Source organism: Sulfitobacter sp. GN1-4 (assembly GCF_055693825.1).
The window spans coordinates 3,719,411-3,737,133 of the sequence record NZ_JBVFUQ010000003.1; the positions used below are offsets into that span (position 1 = coordinate 3,719,411).

Annotated in this window: 18 protein-coding genes and 4 pseudogenes; 12 read left to right on the top strand and 10 right to left on the bottom strand. The window is 59.5% G+C overall.

Features of this window, described 5'->3' with window-relative positions:
- The first annotated feature begins 116 nt into the window (after positions 1-116).
- The 3 genes and pseudogenes from cbiB to ACZ1HM_RS19110 all read left to right on the top strand — a co-directional run bounded on the left by cbiB (position 117) and on the right by ACZ1HM_RS19110 (position 2,212).
- Positions 117-1,031, top strand: coding sequence for an adenosylcobinamide-phosphate synthase CbiB (gene cbiB / locus ACZ1HM_RS19100; protein WP_472744192.1), 915 nt, complete (start codon positions 117-119; stop codon positions 1,029-1,031).
- Positions 1,032-1,040: 9 nt separating this feature from the next.
- Positions 1,041-1,924 (top strand): annotated as a pseudogene (locus ACZ1HM_RS19105) (lytic murein transglycosylase); the annotation flags it as partial.
- Between the two features lie 126 nt (positions 1,925-2,050).
- A complete protein-coding gene (locus tag ACZ1HM_RS19110; protein ID WP_472744668.1) occupies positions 2,051-2,212 on the top strand; it encodes a peptidoglycan-binding domain-containing protein in 162 nt (53 codons plus the stop codon).
- A 3-nt stretch (positions 2,213-2,215) separates the two neighbouring features.
- On the opposite strand, the gene ACZ1HM_RS19115 is transcribed toward ACZ1HM_RS19110, so the two are convergent.
- Together ACZ1HM_RS19115 and smc are read right to left on the bottom strand one after the other, a co-directional pair.
- Positions 2,216-2,554, bottom strand: a complete 339-nt coding sequence (locus tag ACZ1HM_RS19115; RefSeq protein ID WP_472744193.1) for a hypothetical protein — start codon at positions 2,552-2,554, stop codon at positions 2,216-2,218.
- Between the two features lie 51 nt (positions 2,555-2,605).
- Positions 2,606-6,061 (bottom strand): chromosome segregation protein SMC, encoded by a 3,456-nt coding sequence (gene smc, locus ACZ1HM_RS19120; RefSeq protein WP_472744194.1) that lies wholly within the window; start codon positions 6,059-6,061, stop codon positions 2,606-2,608.
- 253 nt (positions 6,062-6,314) lie between these two features.
- Between smc and ACZ1HM_RS19125 the strand changes: the two genes are divergently transcribed.
- The gene (locus ACZ1HM_RS19125; RefSeq protein ID WP_472744195.1) at positions 6,315-7,082 is read left to right on the top strand and encodes a FadR/GntR family transcriptional regulator; all 768 of its coding nucleotides are present in this window, start codon (positions 6,315-6,317) and stop codon (positions 7,080-7,082) included.
- A 140-nt stretch (positions 7,083-7,222) separates the two neighbouring features.
- Here ACZ1HM_RS19125 and ACZ1HM_RS19130 read toward each other — a convergent pair whose 3' ends face one another.
- The 6 genes from ACZ1HM_RS19130 to ACZ1HM_RS19155 form a co-directional block, all read right to left on the bottom strand.
- Positions 7,223-7,786: a F0F1 ATP synthase subunit B gene (locus ACZ1HM_RS19130; RefSeq protein WP_472744196.1), complete on the bottom strand. Its 564-nt coding sequence runs from the start codon at positions 7,784-7,786 to the stop codon at positions 7,223-7,225.
- A 4-nt stretch (positions 7,787-7,790) separates the two neighbouring features.
- Positions 7,791-8,342, bottom strand: a complete 552-nt coding sequence (locus tag ACZ1HM_RS19135) for a F0F1 ATP synthase subunit B' (RefSeq protein WP_472744197.1) — start codon at positions 8,340-8,342, stop codon at positions 7,791-7,793.
- Positions 8,343-8,426: 84 nt separating this feature from the next.
- A complete protein-coding gene (locus tag ACZ1HM_RS19140; protein ID WP_011567586.1) occupies positions 8,427-8,651 on the bottom strand; it encodes a F0F1 ATP synthase subunit C in 225 nt (74 codons plus the stop codon).
- A 63-nt stretch (positions 8,652-8,714) separates the two neighbouring features.
- Complete coding sequence (locus ACZ1HM_RS19145; protein ID WP_472744198.1) at positions 8,715-9,464, bottom strand: F0F1 ATP synthase subunit A; 750 nt, start codon at positions 9,462-9,464, stop codon at positions 8,715-8,717.
- A 1-nt stretch (position 9,465) separates the two neighbouring features.
- Positions 9,466-9,795 carry an AtpZ/AtpI family protein gene (locus ACZ1HM_RS19150; RefSeq protein ID WP_472744199.1) on the bottom strand — a complete coding sequence of 110 codons (330 nt, stop codon included), beginning with the start codon at positions 9,793-9,795 and terminating at the stop codon, positions 9,466-9,468.
- 179 nt (positions 9,796-9,974) lie between these two features.
- On the bottom strand, positions 9,975-10,871 hold the full coding sequence (locus ACZ1HM_RS19155; protein WP_472744200.1) for a LysR family transcriptional regulator: 897 nt from the start codon (positions 10,869-10,871) through the stop codon (positions 9,975-9,977).
- Positions 10,872-10,974: 103 nt separating this feature from the next.
- Here ACZ1HM_RS19155 and ACZ1HM_RS19160 point away from each other — a divergent pair, with 103 nt between their 5' ends.
- On the top strand, positions 10,975-11,205 hold the full coding sequence (locus ACZ1HM_RS19160) for a YjiS-like domain-containing protein (protein WP_472744201.1): 231 nt from the start codon (positions 10,975-10,977) through the stop codon (positions 11,203-11,205).
- Between the two features lie 47 nt (positions 11,206-11,252).
- On the top strand, positions 11,253-11,582 hold the full coding sequence (locus ACZ1HM_RS19165) for an ArsR/SmtB family transcription factor (RefSeq protein ID WP_472744202.1): 330 nt from the start codon (positions 11,253-11,255) through the stop codon (positions 11,580-11,582).
- Here the strand turns inward: ACZ1HM_RS19165 and ACZ1HM_RS19170 are convergent.
- Positions 11,579-12,467, bottom strand: a pseudogene (locus tag ACZ1HM_RS19170) (DMT family transporter). The gene ACZ1HM_RS19165 and the pseudogene ACZ1HM_RS19170 sit on opposite strands and share 4 nt — an antisense overlap.
- The gene (locus ACZ1HM_RS19175) at positions 12,464-13,342 is read right to left on the bottom strand and encodes a LysR family transcriptional regulator (protein ID WP_472744203.1); all 879 of its coding nucleotides are present in this window, start codon (positions 13,340-13,342) and stop codon (positions 12,464-12,466) included. Before ACZ1HM_RS19175 ends, ACZ1HM_RS19170 begins: the two are co-directional and overlap by 4 nt.
- Positions 13,343-13,455: 113 nt before the next feature.
- On the opposite strand from ACZ1HM_RS19175, the gene ACZ1HM_RS19180 reads away from it, so the two are divergent.
- The 6 genes and pseudogenes from ACZ1HM_RS19180 (at position 13,456) to ACZ1HM_RS19205 (ending at position 17,706) form a co-directional block, all read left to right on the top strand.
- Complete coding sequence (locus ACZ1HM_RS19180; protein ID WP_472744204.1) at positions 13,456-14,040, top strand: FMN-dependent NADH-azoreductase; 585 nt, start codon at positions 13,456-13,458, stop codon at positions 14,038-14,040.
- A 114-nt stretch (positions 14,041-14,154) separates the two neighbouring features.
- Positions 14,155-14,640 (top strand): hypothetical protein, encoded by a 486-nt coding sequence (locus tag ACZ1HM_RS19185; protein WP_472744205.1) that lies wholly within the window; start codon positions 14,155-14,157, stop codon positions 14,638-14,640.
- A gap of 192 nt (positions 14,641-14,832) precedes the next feature.
- Positions 14,833-16,333, top strand: a pseudogene (ffh, locus tag ACZ1HM_RS19190) (signal recognition particle protein).
- Positions 16,330-16,854, top strand: a complete 525-nt coding sequence (locus ACZ1HM_RS19195) for a GNAT family N-acetyltransferase (RefSeq protein WP_472744206.1) — start codon at positions 16,330-16,332, stop codon at positions 16,852-16,854. Before ffh ends, ACZ1HM_RS19195 begins: the two are co-directional and overlap by 4 nt.
- Positions 16,851-17,185, top strand: a pseudogene (locus tag ACZ1HM_RS19200) (NIPSNAP family protein). The gene ACZ1HM_RS19195 and the pseudogene ACZ1HM_RS19200 overlap by 4 nt, the downstream one beginning before the upstream one ends.
- Positions 17,182-17,706 (top strand): GNAT family N-acetyltransferase, encoded by a 525-nt coding sequence (locus ACZ1HM_RS19205; protein ID WP_472744207.1) that lies wholly within the window; start codon positions 17,182-17,184, stop codon positions 17,704-17,706. Before ACZ1HM_RS19200 ends, ACZ1HM_RS19205 begins: the two are co-directional and overlap by 4 nt.
- Positions 17,707-17,723: the final 17 nt, after the last annotated feature.

Consider the following 17,723-nt stretch of genomic DNA (forward strand, 5'->3'; position numbering starts at 1 on the left):
GCCCTTGTAAAAGGGACCGGATTGAGGTTTTTCAACCTGAACGCCATTCAACAGGAAAAACCGCCCTTGTTCCGTGCCAAAAGGAAACACCAAACCCGGCCCCATAGTCCGCTGATATGATCAGCGCATGGGTGATCGTGGTGGCGATGATTGTGGACGCCGCATTGGGGGAGCCTGGCTGGTTGTGGCGCAGGGTGCCGCATCCTGCTGTGCTGATGGGCCGTTTGATCGGCTGGCTTGATACAAAGGTTAATCAGGGCGCACAACGTAAGGCCAAAGGCATGGCGGTCGTGGCCGGGTTGGTTGTTGTGGCATGGACCATAGGTACTATGGCGGGCGTGCTTGGCCCCGTGGTGGAAATCTTGCTGATCGCCATTCTGGTCGCGCAACGCTCCCTGGTGGATCATGTCAGCGCTGTGGCTGACGGGCTGCGCCTGTCGCTTGGCCAAGGCAAACGCGACGTGGCGATGATTGTGGGCCGGGACACCAAAGATATGGACGCCCCTGCAGTTGCACGCGCCGCCGTCGAAAGCGCTGCTGAAAACCTGAGCGATGGGGTCATCGCGCCGCTGTTTTGGGCGCTTGTCTTTGGCCTGCCCGGCATCCTGATCTACAAGATCGTGAACACCGCCGACAGCATGATCGGCTACCGCACGGCCCGGCATGCAGATTTCGGATGGGCGGCAGCACGGCTTGACGATGTGTTAAACTGGATCCCCGCCCGCCTGACGGCGGCGTTGATCGCAGGCGTGTCCTGGCAGCTGCAGACATGGCCCGAGATTACCAAAGATGCGCGCCTGCACCGGTCGCCCAATGCGGGCTGGCCCGAGGCCGCGATGGCCCGCGCCATTCAGGTGGCCCTGTCGGGGCCGCGCGCCTATGATGGCGTGATGCAGGATTTTGCCTGGGTGAACAAAACAGGCCAGGAACAAATCGGCCCCAGCGCCATTCAAGATGCGGTAGCTGTCCTGTGGCGGACCTGGGCCGCGATGTTGGGCGGTGTGACCCTGATCGCTTTGGCCACGATGTAGGAGAGTGTGATGCGACGTGGATGGATAACGGCAGCGGTGCTTTCTGGTGCACTGGCCACACAGGCCTCAGCCCAATGCGGCGGACCCTTTGACGCCTTTATTGATGGGCTGAAGGCTGAGGCGATCAGCGAAGGCATCGCGCCAGAAACGGCGGCGGCTTTTTTTGCAAGCGTGCGCCAAGATCCCGCCGTTTTGAAAGCCGACCGCCGCCAAGGCGTGTTCCAACTGCCCTTTGTCGATTTCGCGCGGCGCCTCATTTCCGCAGACCGTTTGAACCGGGGGCTTGCCAATGGCGCATCCTACGGCGCGGTGTTTGATCAGATTGAACAGACCTACGGCGTGGACCGGGGCGTGCTGCTGGCCTTTTGGGCTTTTGAAACGGACTACGGCACCTTTCAGGGGGATTTTAACACCGCAAACGCGCTGGTCACGCTGGCACATGATTGCCGCCGGCCTGAGCTTTTCCGCCCGCAAGCGCTGGCGGCCGTGACACTTTTTGCCCAAGGCGGTTTCGATCCTCGCACAACAACCGGGGCCTGGGCGGGTGAGATTGGCATGGTGCAAATGCTGCCACGCGACATTTTGGAAAACGGCGTGGATGCAGATGGGGATGGCAAGGTCTCACTCAAAACCTCTGCGCCGGATGCGCTGGTGTCAGGGGCAAAGATGCTGCAAAGCCTGGGCTGGCGCGCCAATGAGCCGTGGCTTGCAGAGGTTGCCCTGCCTGCGGATTTTGATTGGTCCCAGACCGGCTTGCAGGTGCGCAAACCAGTGACAGAGTGGACCGCGATGGGGGTCGCCCCGCGCAATGCCCCCTGGCCAATGACCTGACCGCCTCCATCCTGCTGCCACAAGGGCGGAACGGGCCTGCGTTTCTCGCCTATCCCAACTTCAACGTCTATTTCGAATGGAACCAAAGCTTTACCTACGTGCTAACTGCCGCCTATTTCGCGACCCGATTGCAAGGGGCAGGTGTGTTTGACGCTGGCAATCCAGACCCTGGATTGGACGGCGATCAGATGAAAGTTCTGCAAACCAAATTACAGGCGCGTGGGCATAGTGTTGGCGGGATTGATGGCATCTTGGGCGCAGGCACCCGTGCTGCCGTCCGCGCTGTCCAGGCGGAGTTGGGACTGCCCGTGGATGGCTGGCCGACGCCCCAGTTATTGTCACGGCTATAACGCCTAAGGGCGGATCGGAAAACGGTCGCCTGATTGGGTGATCATCACCAATCGCCCATGGCTGCGCACGAAAAAATCGCATCGGTCTCTACCGTTGCGAAACAGCACGCAAACGGCACCATCCGCGCGGACATCAAACCGGCCATATGCCGTACCGCCGCCCGCGTAGGTGTAGCTGTAAGAGCCTCCTGCGGAATACCGTGCCTGTCCACCCTCATAGAATTCAATCAGGTGGCGGCCTGTCATCTCAATGACATCGTTGCGGGTCAACGGCTCATCCTGAGGCAACACCCGGAACTCTTGGGCATGGGCCATCACGGGCAACACTAGAAAGATCAGCAAAAAACGCATGCGTCAGAGATAGGGCAAGGCCCGTCACAGAGCCACAAACGTTTACGCGACCATCGCTTCCGCTTTCTTCAGATCGACCGAAACCAACTGGCTGACACCCTGCTCTGCCATCGTCACCCCAAACAGCCTGTCCATCCGCGCCATGGTCACCGCGTGGTGTGTGATGATCAAAAACCGGGTATCGGTCTGGCGGCACATCTCATCCAGCAGATCGCAAAAGCGCGTGACATTGGCGTCATCGAGCGGCGCGTCGACCTCATCCAGAACACAGATCGGGGCGGGGTTGGCCAGGAACACCGCAAAGATCAACGCCATCGCGGTAAGCGTCTGTTCACCACCCGACAACAGGCTCAGCGTGCTCAGCTTCTTGCCCGGCGGTTGGCACATAATCTCAAGGCCTGCTTCCAGCGGATCATCGGATTCCACCATCACAAGGTTCGCCTCCCCGCCTCCAAAGAGATGGCGGAACAGCATGGAGAAATTGGAATTCACCTGCTCAAACGCCGTCAAAAGACGCTCTCGCCCCTCCTTGTTCAAGCTGGCAATGCCAGAGCGCAGCGTTTTGATCGCCTCTTCGAGATCGGCTTTTTCATGGGTCAGGCCATCGTGCTCTTCTTGCACTTCCTTGGCGTCTTCCTCAGCGCGCAGGTTCACCGCGCCAAGGGCATCGCGTTGGCGTTTGTAGCGGTTCACATCCGCTTCAAGCGTGGTGGCAGGGGGCATCGTGTCGGGGGCCACATCCAACGTTGCCAGCAACTGATTGGGGGTGACCTGGCTGTCTTCGGCAATCCGCTCTGCGGCGGCGGCCACAACCTCTCTTGCGGCGACGGCGCGGGCCTCGGCACCTGCGCGTGCCTCGCGCGCATCAGATGCGTCACGTTCGGCTTCGCGCTCAGCCATGGACGCTTCGCGCAACAGCCCCTCAGACGTGGATAGCGCATCTGATGCCTCCGCCTTGCGGGCCTCAGCTGTCGCGATTGAGGTGGCAAGCTCTTGGCGTTGTGCGGCAATCTCTTCGGGGGCGGCACTGGCCGCTTTTAGCTCAGCCTCTGATGTCTCTTTGCGCTCCACCAATTCCGCGCTGCGCTTTTCTGCCGTCTCCAACCGGTGACGCCAGCCGCTGATTTCCTTGGTGACTTCCTGCGCGCGTTTCACCCTGGCTTCGCCTTCGCGGCGCAGCTCATCATGGGCGGACCGACGCGACATCATCGTGATCCGCGCCGCTTCCACCGTCATACGCAGGTCTTCGACACCAGCGCGTGCATCTTCGACATCGCCCAGCTCGGCCAGGGCACGCTCTGCCTCCAACACCCGTGTGCGCGCGGCCATGGCTTCATCTTCGTGTCGCTTTACGGCCAGGCCAAGGCTTTCCAACCGGCCCTGAGCCAGGTTGCGATCTGCCTCTACCCGGCTCAGCGCACGCCCCGCATCAGCCACGGCGCGGTCTGCGGTGCGCCGCGCCTCGCGGGCGGCTTTGTCTGCCTCCGTTTGCGCGGCCAATTGACGGGTTAGACTTTCATGGGCAGACCGGGCACCGGCTGCGCGTTGTTCTGCCTGCTCCAACGCCTGTTTCAGCGTCTCAAGCCGGTTGAGCTGTTGCAGGCGCAAAGCCGCAGCCGAGGGCGCATCTTCGGCCCAGGCCCGGAAACCGTCCCAACGCCACAAATCCCCTTCCAAGGACACCAATCGCTGGCCGGGCCGCAAAGCGGATTGCAGCGCTGGCCCGTCATCCACATCAACCAGGCCAATCTGCCCCATGCGGCGCACCAACACATCCGGGACAGAGACATGAGCGCTGAGCGGCGTGACCCCATCGGGCAGCGCCTGTTCTTGCGTATATTCCGGCAACACCGCCCAACCCGATGGACCGTCTGCGGTCACCTCAGGGGCGCGCAGATCATCGGCCAGGGCCGCACCGAGTGCTTTTTCAAAACCGTGCTGCACCTGAAGCCGGTCTAGGATTTGCCCGCCCTCAGCGGTATCGCGGGCGACAAGCTTGGCCAAAGCGGCCGCTTCGGCGCGCAATGCGTTGACCTCACCTTCGGCTTCAGAACGTTCCGCACGGGCATCCGCCTCGCGCGATTGGGTCTCGGCGCGGGCCTCTTCGGCCTGAAGCAAGGCCTTATCGGCCTCTGCCGCCGCCACCGCTGCGGCAGCTTCGGCGCGGGTGGCTGCATCAAATTCGGTCGCTGCCTTTTTAAGCGCGGCTTGGCTTTGCACCACGGCATCCTGCGCTTTCTGCGCCTCTGCCTCGGATTTTGACTGCGTTTTGCGGCTATCAGCCAACAGACGTTCGGCAGAGCCGTGCCGGGCAACAAGACGGGCGACATCTTCTGTCTTCTCGGACAGATCCGCCTCACGCGATTGCAAGATTGAAGCGGCGTCCTTGGCCTCAGCCGCTGCCGCCGCCAAAGCATCTTCATGGCCGGCGCTGGCTTTGGACAATTCGCCAGCTTCCCATTCCAGACGTGCGATGGTTTCCCCGGCATCGCGGTTCAACCCACCCTCGCGTTCGATATCGCGGGCCAGTTGAGAAATGCGGTTCGTCAGGGTTTCAATCTTTTCCTTGGCCTGCGTTTCCTGATCGCTGAGTGTGTCGCGCTGCACGATCAAGCGTTGCAGGATCGCGGCGGCCACGGCCTCTTCCTCGCGCAGGGGCGGCAACGCCTCTTCTGCTGACGTCCGGACCTTGGCCGCCTTTTGAACCAGCGCTTCGGCCTGTGCTGTCGCCGTCACCCTTTCGCGCAAAACCTCTTCTGCCGCTGCCCGCGCATCATCCGCTTCACGCCAACGTCGATAGAGCAGCATGCCTTCTGCTTTGCGCAGCTCATCCCCAATTTCGCGGTAGCGTGCCGCCTGCCGGGCCTGGCGGGCCAGCTGTGCCAACTGGTTGGCCAACTGTTCGATCACATCATCGACCCGCGCCAGATTGGTCTCAGCCCCGTTAAGCTTCAACTCAGCCTCATGGCGACGCTGATAGAGGCCGGAAATGCCAGCGGCTTCTTCCAGAATGCGGCGGCGGTTCTTGGGCTTGGCGTTGATCAGCTCTGCAATCTGACCCTGACGCACCAAAGCAGGGCTATGCGCCCCGGTTGAGGCATCGGCAAACAGCATCTGCACATCGCGCGCGCGCACGTCTTTACCCGCCGCCTTATAGGCGCTGCCAACATCGCGGGTGATGCGCCGAACGATGTCGAGCTGGTCATTGTCGTTAAAACCCGCCGGGGCCAGACGTTCCGAATTGTCGATATGCAGGGCGACTTCGGCAAAGTTGCGGGCAGGACGGGTGGCCGCCCCGGCAAAGATCACATCCTCCATCCCGCCGCCGCGCATGGCTTTGGGACGGTTTTCACCCATCACCCAGCGCAGCGCCTCAAGCAGATTGGACTTGCCACAGCCATTGGGCCCCACCACGCCTGTCAGACCATCCGCGATGATCAGATCGGTGGGATCCACAAAGCTTTTAAAGCCCGTCAATCTGAGTTTGGAAAAGCGCACTTGGCCTGAGGCTCCTGTGATTCCTAGTCTTCAAAAATGCGGGGTGCTGCCCCCTTCTGTCAAGGAAGGACCACTATAGGCTGGGGAATTGGCCAGTTTATCCACAACATATTGATGCATGAGAGGGCCTCCCTGCCCGACGCGCAAAGCCCGCAATCTGTTGATCCAGCGCTGCTGGCGCCACGCCCGGACACATCTTCGATTGCCCAATGCCAGATTTGGTCATACAACCTAACCAATTTCAGGAGCCTCTATGCCCTTCCGTCCGGTTGCCCAAGAAAAACTCTCCAACGCTGTGATCCGGCAGATAGAGGAGCTGATCCTGCGGGGCATTCTACGCCCGGGCGAGCGGTTGCCTGCCGAACGCGACCTGGCTGAGCGGCTCCAAGTCTCTCGCCCTTCACTGAGGGAAGCGATTGCCGCCTTGCAAGAGGATGGGCTTTTGACCAGCAAGCGCGGAGCGGGCATCTATGTGGCCGAAGTGCTGGGCGGCGCATTTTCACCCGCTCTGGTCGATCTCTTCTCGCGCCATGACGAAGCGGTTTTTGATTATTTGTCTTTTCGCAAAGACATGGAGGCGCTGGCAGCCGAGCGGACCGCGAAACATGCCACGGATACGGATCTGGCGGTCATTCAAGCGATCTTTGACAAGATGGAGCAAGAGCACGGCAAGCGGAACGCTGAGAGTGAAGCGCAGATTGATGTGCAGTTTCATATGGCGATCATTGAGGCCAGCCATAACGTGATCATGCTGCATATGATGCGGTCCATGTATGAGCTGCTGCGCGGCGGCGTGTTCTATAACCGAAAGATCATGTTCAAACAGCGCACCAGCCGGGCTCTGTTGTTGGATCAACACCGTGGGATAAACGATGCCGTGCAAAACCGGGATGCCACGCAGGCGCGGCTTGCGGTGGAACAGCACCTGGATTTTGTCAAAGCCGCCCTGACAGACCACCGCACAGCTGAACGGCACGAAGACGTGGCCCGGCAACGGCTGCAACACGAGACAGGGCGCTGAGCACGGCACAGGGATGGGGGCAAAGCGTCCTACCTGCACGGCGCTGACGGGCCGCAATCCCTAAGCGAAACACAGGTAGGGAGAATGCAAAAGCCCCAGCGATTGCCGGGGCTCATTGATGGGTTTTTTTGCCAGCCGGGTTAGTGCAGTTTTGCATCCACCTGGGTGATGGCGTCGTCGATCAACTTGTTGCCGTCGGCGGCTGTCATCTGTTTGGCGATCACGTCGCGCGCGGCACCGATGGCGATCATCGCCGCCTGGTCCCGCACTTCTTTCACAGCAGCGGCTTGCGCGGATGCGATCTGATCTTCGGCTGCGGCCATCCGGCGCGCAACAGAGTTTTCCAGATCAACCTTGGCCTGAGCGGCCGCAGCGCTTGCATCTTCTTTGGCCGCAGCCACAATCCGGCTGGCCTGTTCCTGCACGTCTTTTTGCTTTCGCTCATAGGACGCGAGCAAAGACTGTGCTTCTTCGCGCAGCTTGCGTGCCTCTTCAAGCTCTGACTTGATGTCATCCGCACGCTTGTCGAGCATTCCGCCCAACAGGCCTGGTACCTTGAAATAAGCCAGGATCGCCAAGAATACGATCAGGCCCAACAGCACGACGAAGTCGGTGTTCAGCAGCGAAAAGAACGGCTTGTCACCAGCGGCCAGCGCAGGCGTTGCTGTTGCGATCAGCGCAAGGGCAGTAAGTGTTTTACGCATCGACTTACCCTTTCATCCGAGATGTGACAGCAGCGGTAATCGTTTTGGCATCGGCTTTGCCGCCCATGGCCGAAACAATCTCTTTGGCTGTGTCTTTCGCAACCGTTTTCACGTTCTCCAAAGCGGAGGCGCGGATCTCAGCTATTGCCTTTTCAGACTCGGCTGATTTCGCGGCAATCTCAGCGTCTGCTTTCGCAATCGCCACATCCAGGTCGCCTTTGATCTCGGCTTTGGCTTCTTCAACAATCCGCTGAGCTTCTGCACGTGCATCCACCAACGCTTTGTTATAAGCCTCTTCCGCCTCAATCGCTTTCGCTTTGAGGTCTTCGGCAGCCGCAAGATCATTGCTGATCGTGCCCGCACGTTCCGCCAGGACCGCACCGATACGTGGCAAAGCCACGCGCGACAGGATCAGGTAGATCGCGATGAGCGCCAGGACCAGCCAGAAGATCTGGTTGCCCCACCAGTCAAAGCAGAGCTGAGGCATCCCGATGGCAGAGCCATCTGGGCCTACGCAGCTGCCCGCCAGTTCGGCATCAATTGGTTCAGTTGCCATATCGGCTTCTCCTTGGAAACGGTGTCTTGTCAGCGGGCGGGGGTCAGCCCCCTACCCGCACGCAAGGATGTCGTGTCCGAGAGCTTATACAGCAAACATCAGCAGCAGAGCGACGAGGAAGGCAAAGATGCCCAGCGCTTCTGCAAAAGCGATACCGATGAAGAGTGTGGCTGTCTGAGAAGCAGCAGCAGATGGGTTGCGCAGTGCGCCTGCCAGGTAGTTGCCTGCTACGTTGCCAACCCCGATGGCTGCCGCGCCAGAACCGATTGCCGCCAAGCCTGCGCCGATGTGTGCGAGTTCGCCTTCCATGATCATTCTCCTATGCGTTGGAAGTTGAGTGTCGTCGGTCGGACAACATGTCCGACCAGATCTTTAGTGATGCGGGTGAAGTGCGTCCTTGAGGTACACGCACGTCAGAATTGTGAAAACGTAGGCCTGGATGAAGGACACCAGAACCTCGAGGCCGTACATCGCCGTGATGCCCAGAACCGCCACAGGGGATACAGCCGTGATTGCGGCAAAGCCTGCGAACACTTTGATCACCGCGTGGCCCGCCATAACGTTGCCTGCCAAACGGATGGAGTGGCTGACGGGGCGGACGAAGTAAGAGATGATTTCAATCACCGCCAGGATGGGCCGCAGCGCCAGAGGGGCTGAGGATACCCAAAAGAGGCTCAGGAAACCCGCGCCGTTTTTGACAAAGCCCAGAACCGTCACGGTCAGGAATACGGCAAAGGCCAGCACCACGGTAACAGCAAAGTGCGATGTGGTGGTGAAGGACGTTGGGATCAGACCCAGGAAGTTGGCGCAGACAATGAACATGAACAGCGTCATGATGTAGGGGAAGTACTTCACCCCTTCTTTGCCGCAAATGTCTTCGACCATCTTGTAGATAAAGCCGTAGGCCAATTCAGCCACTGACTGCATCCGGGAAGGAACAACCGCCCGCTTGGAGCTGCCCAGAACCAACAGCAGGAAGACGGCGATCACAGCCAGGAACATCCAAACCGTGACGTTGGTCACGGTGTACCATGCCACGGGGCCATCCCCGAAGAATGGCTTCACGATGAACTGGTCCATCGGGTGGAATACCAAACCGCCTTCTTCTTTTGCGTCCGCCATCTCAGGCTCCTTCGTTCTTTTCGGCCTCTTCGGCCATTTTCTTGTCCTGAATCTCTTGCGCGGAGCGGAGCATCGTCTTCACCCCGGCTGCCAGACCCAGCATCGTAAATATCACCATGAACCAAGGCAGCGTGCCAAAGAGCACATCCAACCCGTAGCCCATGCCGAAACCGATCCCCAGACCGGCCACAAGTTCGATCACCATCCGCCAAGCAAGCTGCGCTTGAGAGTAGTGTTCTTCTTGGTGGGATTTGCCCGGCGCGCCGCGTTCTTTCGCGGCTTGGATCCGCGCCTCCAGCTCTTGCAGCTTCTGGCCATCAGGATCACTCACGTCGCAATTCCCCTTCGGAATTCTTGAGCGTTGAGTAAGGCGCATCCGCGTCAGAGTCAACGCGGGCGAAAATCGGCGTATCCCATTGTTTTTAATACTTCTAAATGAGGGCGCGGCTGACCACATCACCGCTGCGCGCGCCGATTTTGCCTTTGCAGCATATTCAACCTTTTAGTTGATTATCCGTCAGCCCCGCTGCGCCAGGGTGCCGTTTCGGCCAGCAACCAGTCCCGGAACACCTGAACCGCTTTGCGGCGCAAAACCCCTTCGCCGTGCAGCAAATGATAGCCGCCTTCCCGAAACCCCACATCCGACAGGCGCTGCAACCGGCCGATGGCGACGTCGTGGGAAACCACCTCATCTGAGATGAGCAAAACGCCCTGTCCGACCGTCGCCGCCTCCACCTCCAGATGCGAACTCATCCGCCACCCCAGATCCGGCACTTCTTCTGGCGCGACCCCACCGGCCAAAGCAAACCACCGGTCCCACGACCCGCTTGTCCGGTCCCGCCGCAGGGGATGTCGCAGCAAATCACGCGGCGATTTCAACGGCAGCTGGACCATACCTGTCATGGCATAGGGGTGCAGGGCTGCATCGCTGAGCAGTTCTGAAGAGGGGTACTGCCCCCCTGGCCGGACGAACCTGATCGCCAGATCGGTTTCATACCTGGCAACATCTGCCAATTGGCGCGAGGCTTCCAACCGGATCTCAACATCTGGATGCTGCGCGTAAAAACGCCCCAGCCGGGGCACAAGGAATTTGGTAGCGAAAAGCGTTTCGGAATTCACCCAAACCGTCCCTTGCGGGACTTCGACCAACCCTTCGGTCGCATAGGCAATGGCATCCAGCGCGGGCGAAACCTGCGCCAAATAGCTCGCCCCATATTCCGTCAGCGCAAGCCCCCGCGGCAAATCACGGAAAAGCTGGACCCCAAGCCGGTCTTCCAGACCGCGCACATGGCGGCTGATGGAAGAATGGCTCACCCCCAGCTCTTCTGCCGCACGCGAGAAACTTTCGTGCCTGCCAGCAGCTTCGAAAGCGCGAAGCGCGTTCAGAGGGGGAAGTTGGAGCGCCATGGGTCATGTGTGATTTATGCACATATAATGTCAAGCAATTGTCTTTGTGCTTCGCCTCAACTTCGGCGAAAACGTGGGTAATCAGTTAAAAAGGAAGAGATTAATGGCTTTGAGTGAGCTTCACGCGCTTCGGCGCGCCCAGGACACCTGTGTCAAAACCCCGCGCATCCTTGCGTGGATCCGTGCCTTTCATACGTGGCTGCGCCACCTGCGGCACCCGCATGTCAGCACCCTTGACCCACATCTGCTGCGCGACATTGGCCTGACAGAGCAGGACATCGCCGCGATGAAACATCAGCATCCGTCGCAGACAACCTCACATCCGCGCACGTGAACATCGGCTGCATTTACCCGGCCTCGGGCGCGCTGTACAAACAGGCCATGACATCCGACATCGACCAGGTTTTTGCAGCGCTATCCGACCCCACCCGCAGGGCCATCCTGGCCATGCTGTTGGAAGACGACATGGCTGTGACGGATGTGGCGGAACCGTTTGAGATGTCGTTGGCGGCAATTTCCAAGCATCTCAATGTTCTTAGCACCGCAGGGCTTATCAGCCAGGAAAAACGCGGACGTGTGAAATGGTGCAAGTTGGAGCCGGATTCCTTGCGGGCGGCGTCGGTCTGGATGCAAGGTTTTGGTCAGTTTGAGCCGGTGAACCTGGACGCCTTTGAACGGTTTTTGCAAAACGAATTGCCAGATCAGGCCTAAACGGCCTCCTCATCCCTGAGCAACAACAAAAGCGCCAAAACGGTTAGCCCAACGCCGCCCAAGACAAGCAGCGGCGGCACGCCATTGCCCATCAAGATTTCCCAGACAATAACCCAGCTTGGCACCAGATAGGTGTAGGCCATGACCTTGGCAGAGGGCAGGCGCAGCGTCGCGAACTGCAGCAAAACCACTGTCACCGCCGTTGCGAAAAAGGCGGTGTAAAAGAGCGTGATCCAGACCATGCTGGACAACGCGCTCCACTCAACAGCCCTAAGCTCTTGCCAGGCATAGACACTCAGCAACAGCCCACCAGCCACGGACGTGCCAAATGAAAAGGTCACAGCACTTTCGCCTCGGTTCAGGCGGCGCACCATCGGGGTGTAAAGCGCATGGCTGATGCAGCCCACGAAATAGACCATCTCACCGCGCCCTATATCAAATTGCAGCAATGCCCCAAGATCCGCTCGAAAGATCACCCAAAGCGCACCAATCCCGCCAATGGCAAGGGCCAGGGCCATTCGGCCCGTCAGCATCTGCGCCAGCAGCAGCATCGCAAACCCCGCCGACATAAGCGGCACCAGGGTAAAGACCCGCCGCGGCGCTAACAGGGGGTGCGGATTTCAGCCCCTCAAACATCAAGACAAAGTAGATGCCAAAAAGCCCACCCAGCACGGCGTAGCGCCAAGGTGCGGCAAAGGCCCCATCGCCAAGCCCGCCGCGTATTTGGGCCAAAACGCCCACAAAAAACGCAGCCAACCAAAACCGCACGGCGGTAAAGGCGGCGGGGTCAATCTCATTCGCCATTAGGCTGCCCAGCGAAAAAGACCCCGCCACCAATGCTGAAAACAAAAGCATGGCCAGATGGCCCTGCAAACCTGCGCTCACGTAAGCGCCTCTTTTGCATGGGTTTTTAGGAATGCGAGTAAGGCTTGCACCTTGGAGGTGCGGTGCAAATCCACATGCGTCACCAACCACAAGGGGGCCACCCATTCGGGACGTGGCGCATGCACCTCCATCAACTTAGGATCACGCCGGGCTTCATATTGCGGCATAAATCCAATGCCCGCCCCGGCCTTAAGCGCTTGCACGCCTGCAAAGGTATCAGTGCTTCTAAATGTGATCGCCGCATCAGGCACCGCCTCTTTTAGCCATACGAAATAGGGCGCACGGCTGTCGGGGTTTGCGTGCCCGATGAAGCGGTGTTTGTGATAATCATCGGGGCTCTGTGGCAGGCCATGGGCGTCCACATAGGATTTTGCCGCATAGGCCCCGATCTGCAAATCAACAAAGTGCTGCACCACATTGTCAGGCTGATCCGGTGCCAGCCCGGCCCGGATCGCCACATGCGCTTCGCCGTATTCAAGCCGCAGCACCCTGTCGCCGGTCATATAGCGGACGTTCACCTCGGGGTGACGGTGTTGAAAGGCCACAAGCTGCGGCGCAATCTCGGGCGATATACCTGACAGGGACGTGACGACCAGATCGCCGGACACATCTGTGCCGCGCCCTTTGATACGGCCTGCCAATTGGCTGAACTGATCATCCGTTGCCTGCGCCACCCGCAGCAGATCATCGCCCGCCTCGGTTGGTGTGTAACCGCGCGCATGGCGCTGAAAAAGCTTCACTCCCAGCCGCCCCTCAAGCGCGTCGATGTGCCGGATCACTGTTGCATGGTGCACGCCCAACACCTCTGCCGCGCCGCTGACCGTTCCCATGCGCGCCACGTGAAAGGCTGTTTTGATCTCATCCCAGTTTTCCATCGGATCCTCTGTGCGTTTGCGAACACAACATGCGCATTCATCAATGTTGCGTTCAAAATTGCAATGGCCAAATGTCCCAGCAGCACCAAAAAAGCACAGCGAAAGGAACTCCCATGACTGTTTTGCACATCGACAGCTCCGCCAATCTGACGTCCTCTGTCAGCCGTAATCTGACAGCCTCCATCCTCAAACAGCTGGGGGATGCAGACGTCCTGACCCGTGATTTGGCCAAAGACCCGCTGCCACAGATCACGCAAGAATGGTCCGATGCCAGACAAGTCCCGGTCACTGATCGCGACGATCAGCAGCGCGAGGCCCTGGCCCTGTCAGATTCCCTGATCGACGAACTACGCGCCGCCGAAACGGTTGTGATTGGCGTGCCGATGTACAATTTCTCAATCCCTACAAGCCTGAAGGCATGGATTGATCTGGTTGCCCGCCAGGGCGAGACATTCCGTTACACCGAAAACGGACCACAGGGCCTTTTGCAAAACAAGCGTGCGATCATCGCCTTTGCCTCTGGCGGCGTCCCAGCCGGATCAGACGCCGACTTTGCGGTTGGCTATCTCAAGCACTTTCTCGGGTTTATCGGCATCACAGATGTCACGGTGATCTCAGCAGACCGCCTGGCTTTGGATGCCGAAGGCACCATCGCAAAGGCACAAAGTGCCATTTCCGCATTGCCCCTAGCCGCATAAGACCATTGGAGAGCGGCAGGTCATCCGGCATAGTTTAGCCATGACCGCCCCGCTCAACCAACATATTGAAACACATCGCGTCCCTGCGCGGTGTGTTTTTCTGCGCTCATGAAGGTGACACGCGACACAGCTGAGCAGTTGATCGTGGAGAATAATCCGATCCTGCTGGCGATTTTCGTCTCCGTTTTCGGCCTGATCTTCGTGGGCATCGGCCTGGCCAACATCGCAGAGGACTTTTCCATGGGTCTTTTGTTCATTTTAGGCGGTCTGATTTTTGGCGTGGGCTTTAACATGATCTTTGTACGCCGCACGCAACTGATCCTGGACGCTCCGCGCAACCTGATTGAGCTGCGCCGCCGCTCATGGATCCGATACAGCGCCATGACTTGGGAACTGCGTTATCTCGACCGCGCTATTGTGCAAACCTCCCCTTCCGGGGACACGCCGACCCACCGTGCGGCACTTATCATCAATGGTGGCATGGATGTCGGCACCCATCCGATCACCTTAGTTTACAGCAGTGGCAGCGGTGCCAAACGCGCGGCAGACGCGATCAACCGTTGGCATGCTGCGCTTGACAGGCAAGGTCTCTCACCCTAAACGCCACCCAACCCCGGAAGCATTGCCTTCCGGTCCCTTTGCCATTGGGCAGGGATCGCCCCCCGTCAGCGCGTTGCGCCCACGGGGGCAAATCGCGTTTGGCCCATGCCATGGACCAGATGTTTGTGAATACGCGCGGCGCTGCCTATCTACAGGGCATCCCGCAACTGATGAAAGAAAGGGCCAGCGCCCATGTTTGAAAATCTGAGCGAACGCCTCTCTGGTGTCTTTGATCGCCTGACCAAACAGGGCGCGCTGTCCGAAGAGGACGTCAAAACCGCCCTACGCGAAGTACGCGTGGCGCTACTGGAGGCGGATGTTTCCCTGCCCGTGGCCCGCGATTTCGTCAAAGCCGTACAGGAACAGGCAACCGGCCAAGCTGTCACCAAATCCATCACCCCCGGACAACAGGTCGTCAAAATCGTGCATGACGCGCTGATCGACGTGCTGCGCGGCGAAGGTGAGCCGGGTGCCCTCAAGGTTGATAACCCGCCGGCTCCCATTCTGATGGTCGGTCTGCAGGGCGGTGGTAAAACCACAACCACCGCCAAGCTCGCCAAGCGCCTGAAGGAAAAAGAAGGCAAGCGTGTGTTGATGGCCTCCTTGGACGTCAACCGCCCCGCCGCGATGGAACAGCTGGCGATCCTGGGCGTCCAGATCGGTGTGGACACCCTGCCCATCGTCAAAGGCGAAGATCCGGTTGCCATCACCAAACGCGCCAAGACGCAGGCGGGCTTGGGCGGATATGACGTCTATATGCTCGACACCGCGGGCCGCCTGTCCATCGACGAAGAGCTGATGCAACAGGTTGAGGCGGTGCGCGATGTGGTCACCCCGCGCGAAACCTTGTTGGTGGTCGACGGCCTTACTGGTCAGGACGCGGTGAACACGGCTGAGAACTTTGACGAACGCATCGGCATCTCAGGCGTGGTGCTGACCCGGATGGACGGCGATGGCCGCGGCGGTGCGGCCCTGTCCATGCGCGCCGTCACCGGCAAGCCCATCAAGTTTGTGGGCCTGGGCGAAAAGATGGACGCGCTTGAAACCTTTGAGCCTGAGCGCATCGCGGGCCGCATCCTCGGGGATGGGCGACATCGTCGCACTGGTGGAAAAAGCGCAAGAAACCATTGAGGCCGAACAGGCCGAAAAGATGATGAAGCGCATGGCCAAGGGTCAGTTCAACATGAACGACCTGAAAATGCAGCTTGAACAGATGATCAAGATGGGCGGTATGCAAGGCATGATGGGCATGATGCCCGGCATGGGCAAGATGGCCAAACAGGTCGAAGAAGCGGGCTTTGACGACAAGATCCTGAAACAGCAGATCGCGCTCATTCAGTCGATGACCAAGAAAGAACGCGCCAATCCGCAGATCCTACAGGCCAGCCGCAAAAAGCGCATCGCACGGGGCGCAGGTATGGAAGTGTCCGACCTTAACAAGCTGATGAAAATGCACCGCCAGATGTCGGACATGATGAAAAAGCTCGGCAAGGGCAAAGGCGGCATGATGAAACAGGCCATGAAGGCGATGATGGGCAAAGGCGGGATGGACCCCGCTGCCATGGCGCAAGGCATGGACCCCAAAGCGCTGGAAGCGGCGGCCAAGCAGATGGGCAAAGGCGGCGGCCTACCCGGCCTGGGCGGCGGCATGGGCCTGCCCCCCGGATTGTCAGGGTTTGGGAAGAAAAAGTGACACAACCTCTGACAAACGCGCCTCGGATCACAACCGATCGGCTTGTCCTGCGTGGGCCTCTGCAAGAGGACCTGCCGGAGATGACGCGCTTTGTCACGTCTAGCCCCCAAATGGCGGCACAAGATGAATTGGGCACGCCGCAGGATGCATGGTTTGGCATGATGATCGGGGTGGGCCACTGGCAGTGGTTTGGATACGGGTTCTTTACCCTTCAAACCCAACAGGATCCGACACCTTTGGGCCGCGTCGGCATCCTCAATCATGCAGATTGGCCGCAGCCAGAACTGGCGTGGCACCTCTTTGAAGACGGGATTGGCCAAGGGTTTGCTACAGAAGCGGCCGAAGCCGTGCGCGATTGGGCGGCACAGGCGCACGGGTTATCTCAGTTGGTCAGCTTTATTGATGCAGCCAATCTGCGCTCTCAACGCGTCGCACAGCGGCTGCAAGCTGTAACAGACGGCAGCCGTGCAGCACATGAGCCCGAGGCGGAAATCTGGGTGCATCCAAAGGTGGCCGCATGATCACCTGCACCCTGACATATCGCATTGACCCCTATCAGGTGCCCGCGTTCGAGACTTATGCAAAGGTCTGGATCCATTTGGTGAACCGCTTGGGTGGCACGCACCATGGCTATTTCCTGCCCCATGAGGGGGCCAATGATGTGGCTTGGGCGATGTTCTCATTCCCTCCCTTGCGGCCTATGAAGACTACCGCGCGGAAATGGCCAATGATCCTGAATGCCAAGCGGCCTTTGCCCATGCTGAAAAGACCCGCTGCATCCTGTCATATGAACGCAGCTTCACGCGCCCCGTGCTGACCGGTGCCGCGCCGGCAGAATTGGGGCTCACATGACACCCCTGACGGCCATCCCCACGCTTGAAACAGAGCGCCTGATCCTGCGCGCCCCGCGCCCGCAGGACCATGAGGCCTTTGCAGCCTTCTTTGCCTCAGACGCCACCAAACACATCGGCGGCAAACGCACAGTGCCGCAAACCTGGCGCTATCTCTGCGAGGTGATCGGCCACTGGCAGATGCGCGGTTTTGGCCGCTGGATGGTCACCGAAAAGGGCGCAGATGCGGCCATCGGCCTGGTCGGCCTGCATCAACCGCTGGACTGGCCCGAAGCCGAAGTGGGCTGGTACATCTGGTCAGGCACCGGCAAAGGCTACGCCAAAGAAGCAGGGCGCGCGGCGCGCGATTACGCCTATGACACGCTGGGCTGGACGACGGCCGTCAGCATCATTGATCCCGGCAATGACGCTTCTGTCCGCGTCGCTGAAGCCATGGGCGCGGTCCGCGAGGCGGATCATGAACACGAAGGCTATGGCACCGTCATGATGTACCGCCATCCCGCTCCGGAGGCTCGCACATGACCTGGGCATCGATCAGA

Bases quoted from the DNA above. Each gene is read 5' to 3' on its own strand.
- ACZ1HM_RS19155 (WP_472744200.1), bottom strand. From the start codon at position 10,871: ATGGCGCTCCAACTTCCCCCTCTGAACGCGCTTCGCGCTTTCGAAGCT.
- ACZ1HM_RS19125 (WP_472744195.1), top strand. From the start codon at position 6,315: ATGCCCTTCCGTCCGGTTGCCCAAGAAAAACTCTCCAACGCTGTGATC.
- ACZ1HM_RS19165 (WP_472744202.1), top strand. From the start codon at position 11,253: ATGACATCCGACATCGACCAGGTTTTTGCAGCGCTATCCGACCCCACC.
- cbiB (WP_472744192.1), top strand. From the start codon at position 117: ATGATCAGCGCATGGGTGATCGTGGTGGCGATGATTGTGGACGCCGCA.
- ACZ1HM_RS19140 (WP_011567586.1), bottom strand. From the start codon at position 8,651: ATGGAAGGCGAACTCGCACACATCGGCGCAGGCTTGGCGGCAATCGGT.
- ACZ1HM_RS19110 (WP_472744668.1), top strand. From the start codon at position 2,051: ATGAAAGTTCTGCAAACCAAATTACAGGCGCGTGGGCATAGTGTTGGC.
- ACZ1HM_RS19130 (WP_472744196.1), bottom strand. From the start codon at position 7,786: ATGCGTAAAACACTTACTGCCCTTGCGCTGATCGCAACAGCAACGCCT.
- ACZ1HM_RS19175 (WP_472744203.1), bottom strand. From the start codon at position 13,342: ATGGAAAACTGGGATGAGATCAAAACAGCCTTTCACGTGGCGCGCATG.
- ACZ1HM_RS19205 (WP_472744207.1), top strand. From the start codon at position 17,182: ATGACACCCCTGACGGCCATCCCCACGCTTGAAACAGAGCGCCTGATC.
- ACZ1HM_RS19160 (WP_472744201.1), top strand. From the start codon at position 10,975: ATGGCTTTGAGTGAGCTTCACGCGCTTCGGCGCGCCCAGGACACCTGT.
- ACZ1HM_RS19180 (WP_472744204.1), top strand. From the start codon at position 13,456: ATGACTGTTTTGCACATCGACAGCTCCGCCAATCTGACGTCCTCTGTC.
- ACZ1HM_RS19135 (WP_472744197.1), bottom strand. From the start codon at position 8,342: ATGGCAACTGAACCAATTGATGCCGAACTGGCGGGCAGCTGCGTAGGC.
- ACZ1HM_RS19145 (WP_472744198.1), bottom strand. From the start codon at position 9,464: ATGGCGGACGCAAAAGAAGAAGGCGGTTTGGTATTCCACCCGATGGAC.